Source organism: Sedimentibacter hydroxybenzoicus DSM 7310 (assembly GCF_013403245.1).
GTDB lineage: Bacteria > Bacillota > Clostridia > Tissierellales > Sedimentibacteraceae > Sedimentibacter > Sedimentibacter hydroxybenzoicus.
Window position 1 is genome coordinate 404407 of sequence record NZ_JACBNQ010000002.1, and the last position, 13784, is coordinate 418190.

Here is a 13784-nt window from a genome sequence, read left to right on the forward strand (position 1 = left end):
ATCACCCTTACATTAATGTATTTTTTCGTATTGTAACTTGTTTATATGTCATATCATTTTCCATGGCATACCTTAGAGCATCTAACAAGTGGTTATTCTTATCTATTGGAATTGGTAGCACATTTCCGTTTTTATCTTCTTTGTATTGGTATGTTGATATCTCATTCTTAAAATTTTGACAACGTGGATGTATTGTTATTTCTAAACCTTGTAAAAACTTAATTCCAAACTCGATACTTCCCGGACCTTTCTTTGCACCTTTAGCATTAACCCTTAATGCTTTATACTCAGATACGCTCTTAGGCTCGGCACTATCACAAATAACTAAATCAGTTCCTGCCTTTTCCTTTACCATTGGAGCAGATTCATTATTAAGAAGCCCTGCAGCATATATTTCACCACATATATAAAGTCTTTTTCTTGTTTTGTCATAATGTGCTTTTATATACGCGAATGGATCAGTTGCAAATCCCCAGTCAATACCATGTCTATAATTATCAAATGTGCTTTCGTCAAAGTCTTCGACACTCCAATTCTTAAATATAACACTACCCAATACACCCCAGTTTCCAAGGGTATAAACATTGTAATAATATTCATCTGTTTCATTTTCTAATGCCGCAATATCATCATCAGTCAGGAATTTATTATCCTTATAGGTTGTCTTTAATATTGAAAGGTTGCCGTGCTCAACATATTGCTCGCTATCGTCCCAAATATCAAAGTACATTGAATATATCCAATGTGTTTGTAGTATAGGATTAAAGCTCATTGTAAGGCGTTTAACCACCTTTGAACGCCCTCTTAAACGCTTATCAAGCTGTTTAATATCTTTGTAGCTGCATTCCGTTGCTTCTTCAACCCATATATCAGTTATAACTCCGTCTATAGGTGTAATACTCTTTACCTTTTCAACATCATCAAGCCCACAAAACAATATTTGTTTCTTGTTAATATTGCAGGTAATAATCATATCTGTTTTATTAACATCGAAGTATTCCGATAAATTAAAGCTTGATATAGCCTTTGTAATTTCATTAAAGACTGACCGTTTAATTGTATTCTGAACATTTCTAACAACTAAGTAATTCCTATCACCGTTAAACACGTCTAAAACTGTTCTTTGTGCTAACGAATAACTTTTACCGCTTGAGCTGCCGCCAAAATATATTTGATATCGATTTTTATTTTTAAGCTGATATTTTAAATAAATTGGATTAAACACTTCTGGATCAATATGTAATTTAATCGTCAAAAGCTTCAGCCCCTATATTTATTTCAATATCATTGTTTATTGTTCCACTATGCTCTAACTGCTGCTTGTCTCGCCATTCTGAAGGCTTTCTATTCTTTAACCAAAATATCTGAGCTGTTACATCAGGAGCCACTTCTTTTATGGTTTGAGTGGTTTTAACGTTTCCGTCTAAATCTTTTTCTGTTTTCGTCTCTAAATACGAATACCCTACTGCTCTTTTGTAAAGTGCATTTTCAACTTGTATATCAACAACTTCTTTACCTCTTTTTAAAGCATTACAAATATTACTGTATTTGTTTTTCCAATCATAAAGAGTTTTTACATTTATACCTATATTACTTGCTATCTGTTCATCGGTTAACCCATCTCTCGCCCATGCTTCAAGCCTTAGTAAGTTATCCGGCTCAAGCCATTCTTTGTACTTGCCTTTTGCCATAAACTCACCACCTATAAATAATTTTTCTTATGTCCAAATATTTAGTTTTAAGGACACCCCCAATTTTTCATCAAAGATGTCCTCTTAACTAAATATAGGAGAATTACATTATGGCAGATGTAATTAAAGCTTAATATTACCGTACCACACTTCATATAATTACTCCATAGCGCTAAATTTGCGCGTTTTTTGCGTGATTATTGCATTATTTCCTTAATTACATCATCAGAAAATAAGCATATTTTTAATTTTTCAATTAATCGATTATTATTTCTTGAAATAGTGGAAGGCTCTACATAAAAATGTTCAGCCATATTCTCAATTGTTTTTCCTTCAAAATACCTCAGGCGTATAATATCAAAGTACATATCATCTTTTAACGTCTCAACGGCAGCATCAATGGCTCCAATAAGATTTTTGGTTTTACATATACTTTTTTCTATATCCCTTATCTCTTTTTCGCCTTTATCTGAGCTAATCTCTTTAATAGCTTTAATTTGAAATTCTTTGATTTCAATTGATTTCACAAAACTATTATAATTGTAAAGTAATAATTCTGTTTTCTTGTATGATTCTGGTTTTTTACTTTCTGGCATTTTATTTACTCCCCCTTTGCCATAATAAATGGATATCCAGACCCTTTAATTCCGTATTTCCGCTTAAGGTCTTTATTTGCTCTTATACGAACCAAATTATAATCATTCAATATTTGTTGCATGGATCTTTTAATTTGGATTTCAACTTGCTTTTTATTGCAACCTTTGAACCGTTTAATATAAATATCAGAAATTTTGTTTTCGAGAATATATCCCTTCTTCTCAATATCACCGCAAATTATTTTAACTAAGTTATCTGTTGCTGCATTAGACTTGCGGCTTGCCCCTTTCTTGTTTTCAGCTTTAAATTGAGGGTAAACCCTGTTAGCTTCTTCCTCTCCAAATGTTCGCAATACACATTCCCGGCTCAACCCCATCATAGTAATGTGGCTATCTTTCAATATCCTTGCTTTGCCCTCGCCTGCTTCAAGTGTACATACTCCTAAACTTGGGATTGTATAAAATCCCGTAAGCTTAGTGAATCCATATTTTTCAGATATAGCTCTGGCACGGTTTAATTCTTCTTCTGGTATACTTTCAAGGTCTGCCTTTTCCAACATACCAAGTAGCGCAAACAAAACTAAAATCTTGGAAAATGCTGTTCTATCTTTTACATTGCAAACTTTCATTAAATCCTTATAGCTGGAATAAAACATTAAGCTGCCATCCTTCTCCATATCATTGCTGATAAATTGTGACATATGAGTTAAAATCGCCTGATATTCGGTTTTTCTGTTACGGATAGCAGATGATAATGAGGGGAATTGAGTTTTAAATTCATCTGTATCAAGGTAGTTCACCATATCAAGAATTAACAGTTTCTGTTCCTTAACCCATGCGCTGTCCTCGTACTCAATACCGTAAACTTTTTTTATAAATTCAACTGCTTGTCTTCTGCTGCAACCGCTTAATTTTTCAGTAATGCCGATTATGGTATAAGCTCGGTCACAACCAAAACATTTATATACAGGCATTTTACTATCTGTTAAATATATATGGGCAGATGGGTTTGTATCGTTATGTTCTGGAATAATACAATTGAAAAATGATCCGTCGCTTGGTACATTTAGATACAAACTTAAATTTAAGCTGTTTATAACAGTGTACAAGTCGTTGGTACTACTTGCTTTGAGTGCTGTTGGAGTTTTCTCAATACTTATATAAAGATTATATATATCTTCCTTATTAGTATTGGAAAAACTCATGTGTTGTTTGCGTTGAGATATCAGTGCTTGTAGGGTTTCAATATCAAGATTTTTAATAGCTTGTACATTATCATTTATTATTTTTTTATTATGTAATGGCTGCGTTCTTATATTTTCAGAACGTGATAGCATGGATTTTTCCGTTTTATTTTCAAAAATTGAGTTAACGCTTAAAATATTATCGTAATATTTATATACAATGTCTTTCCCCCCAAAATATAGCCGTGTTAAATTGCAACAACTTTTATCGCATCTATTAAATAATTGCATCAATGTACTTTGTAGCTTTACGGCCGTATTATAATCTCTCACAACATCACATAGTACAAATACAAATCTGAATTTGTTCTGCGTCTCTGAATGGCTGAATGTTGTATATACGAATGTAGGAAATAAATTTAGTTCGTAGCATCTGCTTATTTCATCTTCTATGGTTGAACCATCAAAATCTAATACGAATATTTGTTGTTCCTTCCAATGTTCCTGATTAATTTTACCTGTAATAATTGCAGGTCTAAAAGTTCTACCTTGTATTATTTTTTCCGCTAATTCTTCAATTGATATATTCACTATGGGCATGTTATACACAATTTCTTTTTCTGTTTGATCCGAAGTAGGCTTCACCTTGTATTTAGTTTTATGCAACATGCACTTAATTATTTTATTTTGCATTTCTTCCTCCTCCCCTGCACATCTACCATATTTTTAAATAAAAAAAGCCAATGGCTAAGTTAATAACCACTGGCTCAAGGCTCAAAGTTTTCTAAATAATATATTTAAATTTTGGGTAAAGGCTCGTCCAAGAACTAACCTTAAAAAATCTGCTTAATCATGTTATGGAATATAGCAATCAAGCTCTGTAAACAGAACTTTAAATGCCTTTAATATTGGACTTCGAGGTTCGATTTCAAGAATTGATTTGCCATCAATACATAAGTTAATATTTTCATTTGGTGGAAAAACAATAAGTGAAATATTGTCCGTCAGGTTTACACCAATTGCTTCAACTTTACCACTATCAGCATTATGTATTTGGATATCTGCACAATCAAGTATAAAACTTGTTACTGCAACAAATGTACTTTCAGCCATTTCTTCTTCAATCGGTATTATTATATCCTCTTCAATACATTCGGCTAAAACATCATTTACTCTTTCCAACCATTTAACCGGGGCGCTCTCCAAAGTTTTGTTAATTTCCCTAAGTAATTCACTTTTTCCCATCTATTCTAACTCTCCTATAATTTTATTTTTTTACTCCACTAAAACGATATTAATTTCTGTGTACCGCAGTATTTACACCACATCAATACTTCTTTTGCGTGGCTTTCACTGTGCAACGTCTTACACAACAACGTCCCACAGTCAGGACATCTTATTTCATTGTTAATTGGTTTAATATGTCGTTTCATCAATGTATTATCCTCCCTCTTGCCATCTGCTCAAATTATAAAGACTTAAAATATTTATCGGTTCTTGATAAATCAACGCGATAAGCTCTTTTGGTGACCCGCTGACTGGGGAATCCCTTCGCGTGGATAATTCGGTATGCTGTCGCACTTGATAGGTCGTAGTGTTCCATAAATTTAGGAACTGTAACCCATTCCTCTTCTCTTGAATTGCTCTTAGCCATTTTATCTCTCTCCTTTCTCATTGTTGCTTTATTTTATCAAAACGGGTTAACATACATAATTATTTTCCTTTCTTTTTTAACAAGGAGGATTAGCAAAAACTATATCATTTAATTTATACTTTTCGTAAATCTTATCACTGACTGAAATACCTAAATTAAATATTGAATTCATTGCCATCAAGTTTACCGTCTCATCAAGTATGCTTTGTCTTTTAACCAACATATCCGGCTGCATTTCAGCTTTTTTAATCATCCGGGTATATCCATATAAATTAGATACTACCTTATTCGCTATTGTATTAGCCTTAATATAATCAACCTTTGAGGCTTTAACTAAAGAAGAATCTAATTTTTTCATCATTGCTCTTTGTTGTTCCTTATCAAGCATCTTAAATACTTCAAATCCCTCTAATCCTGCTGATTGTCTAAGTTTTTTAATTACATCAAATATCCAATCTTGAAAAGCTTCTGCTTCTTTCTTCTTGCTTTTAAATGACAACCTATATATTGCTTTTTCATTTATTATATTTGCTTCTTGCTCTCTACCTAATCGGTCGATGACCTTACTTGTAGTAACCCCATCTTTTATTTTTTCTAATGCTCTTGTTGTTTGTTTTAGATTTAAAGCATTCGTAACATCTGCCGCCACTGCCCACCAAGCGCCGTTATGTTCAACAAATCTTATGTCATGACCATTCCACTTTTCGATTTTTATCATTGATTAACTCCTTTTATTTTGTAGATTTTTATTCTACATGAGTTGCAAAAAAAATTTTCTCTTTTAGGTTTGAATCTTTAATATTTAACATATTACACATAATTGATATTTCACTAGCCTTAAATTCATTGATATTATTTATTTTTTTCTGTAGAGCATAGTATGTAATACCTAATTTTTCAGCAATCACTTTATATTTTAACCCAGATATCTTTATAATCCTTTTTAACTCAACAGTGTTTGTCACTTTATCAACCCCTTTCTTTTGTAGATTTTTATTCTACAAGCCAATAATAACATCTTGTAGATTTATTGTCAACAATTATTTATAAAATCATGTATTTTAGTTGAATTATATTATACAATATGATATATTGTCTTCATAGGAGGACATATATATGAGCGAATTATCTAAAAGAATAAAGCAAAGAAGAGAAGAGTTAAATCTTTCTCAAGATGAATTAGCAAGGAAGTTAGGTTATAAGTCACGTTCTTCAATTAACAAAATAGAATCTGGTGACAATGATGTACCCCAATCCAAAATTGAGGCTTTTGCGAAAGCCTTAGAGATGTCACCTTCTGAATTAATGGGTTGGAGTGAGGAGCGTATGCAATATTTGAGAGAAAATAGAAATACTGTAATTATACAAAGACTACTTGGTTTTATGGGTTGTAAAATTGAAATGAAATGGTCTGAATTAGAAGGTAATTTTATTGAGCCTGCTGGTTATACAGTTGAGTATAACAAGGCTTCATTTGATATAACAACAGAAGAATTCACAGAACTTATTAATAGTATTAAATCATATATCAGTTTTAAGATTCATGAACTTTCAGAAACAAAACTATCAAAACAGGAAAGTGATAACTTAAACAATGACAAGACTAATGAGGAGGTTTGAAAATGGCAAAGCTAAAGAAAAGGTCTGACGGACGTTACTGTAAGAATGTAACCGTCGGAAGGAATGAAGATGGAAGTTTAAGGCGTAAGATGATTTATGCTAATACTCAAAAAGAATTGGATTTAAAGGTTGCTGAATTAACCTTACAGGTTGACAAAGGTATTATTATTGACGATAAGGGCATGACAGTAGGTGAATGGGCTAAAAAGTGGTATGAGTCTTATGTTGAGAAAACCACCAAGGCACATAATACTAAAATCAAATACGAAAATATTGTATTCAATCATATCATTCCATGCATAGGATATATTAAAATAAAGGATTTAAAACAATACCAGGTCCAAAATATGTTTAATGAAAAGGAGCAGGATGGTTTTACTAAAACAATAGAATTAATGAAACTTACTCTTAACCAAATTCTTGAGCAAGCTGTTGAAAATGATTATATTTATAAAAATGTTGCTAAAGGTGTAAGGATAAAAAGTTACAAGGCACCGGAAAAACAACCTCTGACGGACGAGCAAATAAATAAAATTAAAAATACTAATCATTCAATGCATAATGTGATTCTATTCTTAATCTATACCGGCATGAGGATCGGAGAAGCTGTTGCCTTAACATGGGCAGATGTTGATTTCAAGAATAAAATTATACACGTTACTAAAACCGCTGATTTTTACAATGATGAAGCAAATACAAAAACACCTAAAACAACCGCAAGTATTAGAGATATTCCAATAGTTGAACCTCTATATAAAATACTTGAATGTATGTTCAAAGAAACTGAAAGCATCTATGTTTTTTCTTATAATGGCAATATGTTTAAGCATGGCACACTTGATAAACGCAAACTATATTATTGCAAGAAATTAGGATTTGATTTTACATTTCATCAATGCCGACATACTTGTGCAACAATGCTATATAATGCAGGTGTAGGTATAAAAGAAGCCCAAAACTGGTTGGGGCATGCAAACATAAAAACGACTATGGACGTATATACGCATCTTGATAAGAAGAACAAAGAAAGTGCGTTGTCAAAAATGAATGAAATGCTTTTAGCCAAATGACAACATTTTTGACAACATTTTAGTGATAAATGTTGAATATTATGAGAATATAGATAATATGATATTTATTGATTTATCAACGTTTTATTTATTTTTCAACATCAGGAGTCACGATATATATATAATGTTACCATACAAACATGGTTTTCATTTTTAATTGAGCATGGTGCTAAACCATATCAAGGAAAACTTACAAATAAAAGAATAAACGGCCTACTGCTTGTAAATGAAAAATCGGGATTAAAATACAAGAGCAAATTTCCGGTGTATTTTTCAGAGGATGAAATTGATAAACACTATTTTACAAGTGATTACCAAATATATTCTGATAAACTTTCTAAATTTGCTGTTAAGTGTAATGAGAAAAGTAAAGGGTATGTAGTCGAACGAATTTCAGCGTTGTTTCAGAATATTTTTATTGACGAAGTACAAGATATGGCAGGATATGATTTGGAATTTATAAGACTATTAATGGAAACTGATTCTGTAATCAGAATGGCTGGTGATCCTAGACAAGTAACCTATCATACACATTTTTCTAGTAAATATAAAAAATATTCTGAGGGAAAAATTCAAGAATTTATGTTAAAGGAATGTCTCAACACGGAGTGTATTATTGATACATACAGCCTTAAAGGCAGCTGGCGTAATAATCTAGCTATTTGCGAATTTGCAAATAAATTGTTTCCAGAATATCCACAATGTGAATCATTACAGGAGGAAACTACTGAACATGATGGTGTATTCTTCGTAGAAGAAAAGGATATAGAGAACTACCTAAAAAAATACTCACCATTGCAATTAAGATATGATAGGAAAACTAAAAAAGTTAATCCTAACTACGACGTAAAAAATTTTGGTGAATCAAAAGGGGCAACATATAATAGGGTTTTAATCTATCCAACAAAGAAGATGTTAGACTGGATAATAAAAGGTGAAAAAATAGATAGTTTTGAAATAAAATGTAAACTTTATGTAGCTGTAACCAGAGCAAAGTTTAGTGTTGCAATAGTGTGTAAAAACAACACTAAATCAGATGTACTACCGATATATAAATGTGATTAAAATTTGCAGTTAAAGGAATAAGGAGTCCATAGTTAACTTTAAAAACGGTAAAACTTAATAAAATCAATTATTTAGAGATACTGATGGTTGGATAATATTCAATAATTTTTCTTTTTGTTGAAATTGTTGAAACATATTAACTTGATTTTCTAATTACAGCAAATTCAAATGATTTATACGAATAGAACATTAGGGACAAATAGGAGTAACAAAGTCTGAAAGAAGGGATATGCTTACGGAACTAATAAATATGCAGTAGGTATAGTAGGAAATTTATAGATATATTATAAAATCAAATGATGATAGTATGTAGGAGAAACTTATAAAAAGTGAAATAATATAAAAAGTTTATTAGGGGAGAACGATAAGACATGGAGATTACAGACAAGGTTTTTTCTGAATTATTGAATGAGATAGAAAAAGTACGAAGAAGAAAAATTGTTGATTACAGAACAGAGGAAGATATAGGTTATATAGATGTTTCTAATAATTTGGAGAAAGTACAAATTTCTAATAATCATTTAATTTTTGGACGACGGGGAAGTGGTAAAACTACACTAATATTAGCTGCATTAAAAAGAAATACTAAGAATGTTGTTTCTGCAATTGATATACAACCTATAAAAAGTGATGCAATTGATAACGTTATTCTAAAAATATTAACTCAAACTTTATCGGAGTTATTAAAGGCACATCATGAACTATTTTATAAGATTGAAAAAGACTATAATGAACAATATAGAGGATTTTCAGGAATACAAAATTTTATTCTGAAAAGAAGAAGTAAAGAAGTAAAAGAAAGTTATGTGGGAGGGGTTGAATTTCGCAAGTTAATTGAAACAGAAAAAAAGTTGCTTGATACTATAAAAGATATACCCGATGAAATAACTTATAATATTTCGCAAGAAAATACAACAATAAGCAAAAAACAACAAATGGAGTGTAATGAGACCTTTCAGAAAGGTTCTTTAGATATAGAAACACAAATAAATGGTCGATATAAAATCATTCAAGGGAAAATAGATGCAACTCTTTCTGCAGTGGTTTCAAAAAACTATAAAGATACGGTTGAATCAAATAGTAATCAATCTTCTGAGATTATAGCGTCTTATATGAAAACATTAAAAAAATCAGATATAATTCAGGAGCAGCGGGAGAGAATAGCTTTCATTTTTAATGAAATCAAAAGAATATATAATGTCGGTGTATATGTATATCTAGATGATTTCTATCAAATACCTATTGAAAAACAACCTGTAATAATACAATATTTTCATGACATATATAAGTATTGCGCTAATTATTCTTTCTGTTTCAAATTGGCTGCATTGCCGTACAGATTACGTATGAACAAAACTGGCAATGTTGATATGTCATATAAAGATGATTTTTCTCCGATTAAATTAGATAGTGATTTATCTGAATTGGAGTCTACAAAAGATTATTTATTGAGTATTCTAGTAAATTTAGATTCAACATTAGATATTAAAAAGCAAGACATTGTAAACTTGTTTAATAATGATGAAGTTTTGCTGTATTCTATTATTGCGACAGGAGGAGTACCAAGGGATTTTTTATTAATTTTTGCAGAATTGATTAAAGCAGTTCGAAATGATAATAAAAGCAGTATCCAGAAAGAACATGTATATACTGTTATAAAAAGTTTACGCGAAGACAAAGATAATAATATTGAATATGATACAGACATATCACCGCAAATAATACGGAAAGCAGTAGAAATTATTAATGAAGAAGTTGTTGGTGGATTAAATACCAATGTTATTTTGTATCCTAAATTATTAGCAGAAAAACACGAAGTATTGCTTAAAAACTTGGTGAATCTAAGATATTTTCACATAATAAAAGATTCTGTGACTTCGGAAAACCGAAAAAAAGAAGAGTTTGTAGCATATCTAGTTGATATGAGTTTTTATGCCGTTAATAAGAGATTGCGTCCCAATTTTGACTTTAGAAGGTTTTGGGAAACTGATAGTGCAGCAAGATTAACCCAATTGAGGCAATCAAAAATTTGGAGTTTTCCGGAGAATATTTTAGGTGACGTGTGATAATTAAAAGAGATTCATTCAATTTCAAATTCAAATAATTAAAAATTGGACAAAACCAAAGGATGGATTTTTTACATGATACTAATGTTGAGGAACTTCTAATAGAGATTAAGAAATTCTATTAAAAGTATTTGTAATCTACCTATTGATTTAATTCTAGTTTAAAAGATTTAATCAACTTAAGAAAAGTTTGTAGGATAATATTATACCGAAGTTGAATTAGGAGAAAAGTTATGAAAATAAGTGATTTTATATTCGAATTTCCTACTCATTCAAGATATCCAGGTTTGTGTAGAGTACGGATTTTTGTTAGTTCTGAAGGAAATATAGTTTCAGTTCTGACTGATATTGGAGATAAAAATCCATCTTCATCTGTAACAAATTCAATTGAAAGTATCTGTCAATCTTTGATTCAGAAAGGTCTAGTTACTGATAGCACATTATTTATTGAGCACTACGAAGATGATGTTTTTGATTTAAGTCATACATTTGATATTATTGAATTTAACTCTGGATGCCCACAGTGGCACTCTGTTGGTTTTAAAAAGGTAAAAATCTTGCTTTCTTGTGATGATGAAGAATTTTTATGTTTAACGAAAGATAATGTTCGATTACAAAAAGAAATTGATTTGAAAAGACATGCTATAGATCCTTATATGGACTTCCCATATGAAGAGGACCCTATCATTATTAAACGGAGAATTGAAATTGAAGATGGGAAAATATCTAAAGAGTCATTAAAACAATTAGTTGATTCTAAAGCTAATGAGCATGAACTTCAAGAGAAATTAAAAACTGATTTATCTGTAATAGGAGAAACATATGCTTATTTTCAAAATGAGTATATTTGTTTTTCTGAATTTCCTATTGGTGAAAGGAAAGTGGATTTTGTAGTATTTACTGGTCGATCAAGAATGGAAGTGGTTTTAATTGAAGTAAAAGGTGCAGATTTTAGTCTTGTTAATCAAAATAATTACGCAAACTTTTCTAGTAAACTTGAGGAGGCGGCAAGTCAATTACGCTCTCATTGGAATTACATACATCGTAACTATGAATATTTTCGAAGGTATGTTCATGAATTAAGATTAACTATCGAAAGAGGAGGTTTAAAATATAATGCCTTTTTGGGAGCATCCCCAAGGTTAAGCGTAGACAGTAATAAAGATATCATAATTAGAAATGTTATTATATGTGGTCGTTCTGTTGATGATTTAGAAGAAAGTAAAAAAAGACATGAATACGAAAGCAATTCCCAAATGTCACTAAAACTTGAAACATGGGATTCTTTGCTATTCAAAATTAGAAGATGATCATGATATTTATCCACCAAGGGAATGCTGGGTTCAAGTGTCATCATTATTGCACACTCAAGGCACGTGGAGACCGTAATCCTGTTGCAACGCTTGAAAGCCTGATAAATAGTGGGGTTGAAAGACTATAAATAGAAATATATTTTGACGCGAAAGAATGATATGATACTTTCGCGTTTTTTCTTTTTTTGATAAAATATTAATGTACAATGATATTTTATATAGATTAAAGAAGGAATACAAATGAAAAAAGTATGGATTATACCCCCTGCGCCTAAAGAAAATAAAAAGATTAGGGTTGCTGCTTATTGTCGTGTCAGTACATTCGGACCTGCTCAATTACATAGTCTGGATACTCAGATAGAAGCTTACACAAGAATGATAAAAAATAATAAAGATTGGAGATTTGCCGGTGTGTTTTATGATGTCGAAAGCGGACTGCGTCGGAAAGGAAGAACTGAACTGGATAAAATGCTTAAGAAAGCTGAAAAAGGTAAAATAGATTATATTATTACAAAGTCAATCAGCAGAATATCCAGAGACACTTTAGAAGTTTTTAAAATTATAAGAAATTTAAGGGAGAGAGGGATTAATATGCATTTTGAAAATGAAAACTTAGATTCAATCAATATAAACAATGAATATGAAATTACATTAAGAGGTATGTTGGCACAGGATGAAAGCAGAAATAAAAGTGAGGATATTCAGTGGGGACTACAACGCAAATTTGAAAAAGGGGATATCTTTACAAAATATAAGAGTTTCATGGGATATACTTGTGCAGATGATACGCTTGCCATTGTTCCGGAGCAGGCAGAGGTTGTCAGAAAGATATTTGAATTATATTTGCAAGGTCTTTCATTAGGGCAAATAAAGTCATATTTGGAATCTCAAGGCATTAAAACTGCAATGGGAAAAGAAACTTGGGATACAAAAACAATTCATAAAATGCTGAAAAACGAAAAATACAAAGGCGATACAATGCTGCAAAAGACTGTTACAGAGGATTTTATGACTGGAAAGAAAATTAAAAATACAGACCAGCGAAACATATATTATATAAAAGATAGTCATCCAGCCATTGTTTCTGCCGAAGTGTTTGATAAAGTTCAGCAAAAAATGGCAAAACGTGCGAGGTATGTGAGTAATGAGGAGGGTACATTAGAAACAAGTGGGAGCAAATATAATAGCAAATATCTGCTTGGTAATTTACTTGTGTGTGGCGATTGTGGTATGCCATATCGTAGAAGGACGGAAAGAGGTAAGGTAGTGTGGAGATGTTCAACAAGAATTGAAAAAGGAAGGCAGACTTGTTCTAATTCTCCTACTTTGGACGAAGGCTGGATAAAGGATACCTTGAATGAAGTTGTTTGCCAGAATGGAATTTATGATGAAAGCATAGTAAGGGATGAAGTTGGTAAAATCCAGATTTTTGATACTTTTATTTTTTATATAAAATATAATGGTTCTCAGGAGAAAAGAACATTTTAGAGTGGTTTAAAATTTATAGAGTTTTTGTGAAATTACT

The 13784-nt window shown here is 31.2% G+C and carries 15 protein-coding genes; 6 read left to right on the forward strand and 9 right to left on the reverse strand.

The window, feature by feature from the left end; translation table 11 throughout:
• Window positions 1-7: 7 nt before the first annotated feature.
• The 9 genes from HZF24_RS04540 to HZF24_RS04580 all read right to left on the reverse strand — a co-directional run bounded on the left by HZF24_RS04540 (window position 8) and on the right by HZF24_RS04580 (window position 6090).
• On the reverse strand, window positions 8-1255 hold the full coding sequence (locus HZF24_RS04540) for a PBSX family phage terminase large subunit (protein ID WP_179237083.1): 1248 nt from the start codon (window positions 1253-1255) through the stop codon (window positions 8-10).
• Window positions 1245-1691 carry a helix-turn-helix domain-containing protein gene (locus HZF24_RS04545; protein WP_179237084.1) on the reverse strand — a complete coding sequence of 149 codons (447 nt, stop codon included), beginning with the start codon at window positions 1689-1691 and terminating at the stop codon, window positions 1245-1247. The genes HZF24_RS04540 and HZF24_RS04545 overlap by 11 nt, the downstream gene beginning before the upstream one ends.
• A gap of 197 nt (window positions 1692-1888) precedes the next feature.
• Window positions 1889-2287 (reverse strand): sigma-70 family RNA polymerase sigma factor, encoded by a 399-nt coding sequence (locus HZF24_RS04550; RefSeq protein WP_179237085.1) that lies wholly within the window; start codon window positions 2285-2287, stop codon window positions 1889-1891.
• Window positions 2288-2292: 5 nt separating this feature from the next.
• Complete coding sequence (locus HZF24_RS04555) at window positions 2293-4164, reverse strand: CHC2 zinc finger domain-containing protein (protein WP_179237086.1); 1872 nt, start codon at window positions 4162-4164, stop codon at window positions 2293-2295.
• Between the two features lie 162 nt (window positions 4165-4326).
• A complete protein-coding gene (locus HZF24_RS04560) occupies window positions 4327-4716 on the reverse strand; it encodes a hypothetical protein (protein ID WP_179237087.1) in 390 nt (129 codons plus the stop codon).
• A gap of 38 nt (window positions 4717-4754) precedes the next feature.
• Window positions 4755-4904 carry a hypothetical protein gene (locus HZF24_RS04565; RefSeq protein ID WP_179237088.1) on the reverse strand — a complete coding sequence of 50 codons (150 nt, stop codon included), beginning with the start codon at window positions 4902-4904 and terminating at the stop codon, window positions 4755-4757.
• A gap of 35 nt (window positions 4905-4939) precedes the next feature.
• Window positions 4940-5146, reverse strand: coding sequence for a hypothetical protein (locus tag HZF24_RS04570; RefSeq protein WP_179237089.1), 207 nt, complete (start codon window positions 5144-5146; stop codon window positions 4940-4942).
• A gap of 55 nt (window positions 5147-5201) precedes the next feature.
• Complete coding sequence (locus HZF24_RS04575; protein ID WP_179237149.1) at window positions 5202-5840, reverse strand: BRO-N domain-containing protein; 639 nt, start codon at window positions 5838-5840, stop codon at window positions 5202-5204.
• Window positions 5841-5871: 31 nt separating this feature from the next.
• Complete coding sequence (locus HZF24_RS04580) at window positions 5872-6090, reverse strand: toxin-antitoxin system, antitoxin component, Xre family protein (protein WP_179237090.1); 219 nt, start codon at window positions 6088-6090, stop codon at window positions 5872-5874.
• A gap of 151 nt (window positions 6091-6241) precedes the next feature.
• On the opposite strand from HZF24_RS04580, the gene HZF24_RS04585 reads away from it, so the two are divergent.
• From HZF24_RS04585 to HZF24_RS04610, 6 genes are all read left to right on the forward strand, one after another.
• Window positions 6242-6745 (forward strand): helix-turn-helix domain-containing protein, encoded by a 504-nt coding sequence (locus HZF24_RS04585; protein WP_179237091.1) that lies wholly within the window; start codon window positions 6242-6244, stop codon window positions 6743-6745.
• A gap of 2 nt (window positions 6746-6747) precedes the next feature.
• Entirely contained in the window at window positions 6748-7815 is a 1068-nt protein-coding gene (locus HZF24_RS04590; RefSeq protein WP_179237092.1) for a tyrosine-type recombinase/integrase, read from the forward strand.
• 264 nt (window positions 7816-8079) lie between these two features.
• On the forward strand, window positions 8080-8880 hold the full coding sequence (locus HZF24_RS04595) for a UvrD-helicase domain-containing protein (protein ID WP_322790715.1): 801 nt from the start codon (window positions 8080-8082) through the stop codon (window positions 8878-8880).
• A gap of 371 nt (window positions 8881-9251) precedes the next feature.
• Window positions 9252-10946, forward strand: coding sequence for a hypothetical protein (locus HZF24_RS04600; RefSeq protein WP_179237093.1), 1695 nt, complete (start codon window positions 9252-9254; stop codon window positions 10944-10946).
• Window positions 10947-11179: 233 nt separating this feature from the next.
• Window positions 11180-12256, forward strand: a complete 1077-nt coding sequence (locus tag HZF24_RS04605; protein ID WP_179237094.1) for a Shedu immune nuclease family protein — start codon at window positions 11180-11182, stop codon at window positions 12254-12256.
• Between the two features lie 243 nt (window positions 12257-12499).
• Entirely contained in the window at window positions 12500-13747 is a 1248-nt protein-coding gene (locus HZF24_RS04610; protein ID WP_179237095.1) for a recombinase family protein, read from the forward strand.
• Window positions 13748-13784: the final 37 nt, after the last annotated feature.

What these genes read in the sequence shown, in the direction of transcription:
- HZF24_RS04605 (WP_179237094.1), top strand. Translation starts at nt 11,180, where the DNA reads ATGAAAATAAGTGATTTTATATTCGAATTTCCTACTCATTCAAGATAT.
- HZF24_RS04585 (WP_179237091.1), top strand. Translation starts at nt 6,242, where the DNA reads ATGAGCGAATTATCTAAAAGAATAAAGCAAAGAAGAGAAGAGTTAAAT.
- HZF24_RS04590 (WP_179237092.1), top strand. Translation starts at nt 6,748, where the DNA reads ATGGCAAAGCTAAAGAAAAGGTCTGACGGACGTTACTGTAAGAATGTA.
- HZF24_RS04560 (WP_179237087.1), bottom strand. Translation starts at nt 4,716, where the DNA reads ATGGGAAAAAGTGAATTACTTAGGGAAATTAACAAAACTTTGGAGAGC.
- HZF24_RS04565 (WP_179237088.1), bottom strand. Translation starts at nt 4,904, where the DNA reads ATGAAACGACATATTAAACCAATTAACAATGAAATAAGATGTCCTGAC.
- HZF24_RS04610 (WP_179237095.1), top strand. Translation starts at nt 12,500, where the DNA reads ATGAAAAAAGTATGGATTATACCCCCTGCGCCTAAAGAAAATAAAAAG.
- HZF24_RS04550 (WP_179237085.1), bottom strand. Translation starts at nt 2,287, where the DNA reads ATGCCAGAAAGTAAAAAACCAGAATCATACAAGAAAACAGAATTATTA.
- HZF24_RS04545 (WP_179237084.1), bottom strand. Translation starts at nt 1,691, where the DNA reads ATGGCAAAAGGCAAGTACAAAGAATGGCTTGAGCCGGATAACTTACTA.
- HZF24_RS04600 (WP_179237093.1), top strand. Translation starts at nt 9,252, where the DNA reads ATGGAGATTACAGACAAGGTTTTTTCTGAATTATTGAATGAGATAGAA.
- HZF24_RS04570 (WP_179237089.1), bottom strand. Translation starts at nt 5,146, where the DNA reads ATGAGAAAGGAGAGAGATAAAATGGCTAAGAGCAATTCAAGAGAAGAG.
- HZF24_RS04555 (WP_179237086.1), bottom strand. Translation starts at nt 4,164, where the DNA reads ATGCAAAATAAAATAATTAAGTGCATGTTGCATAAAACTAAATACAAG.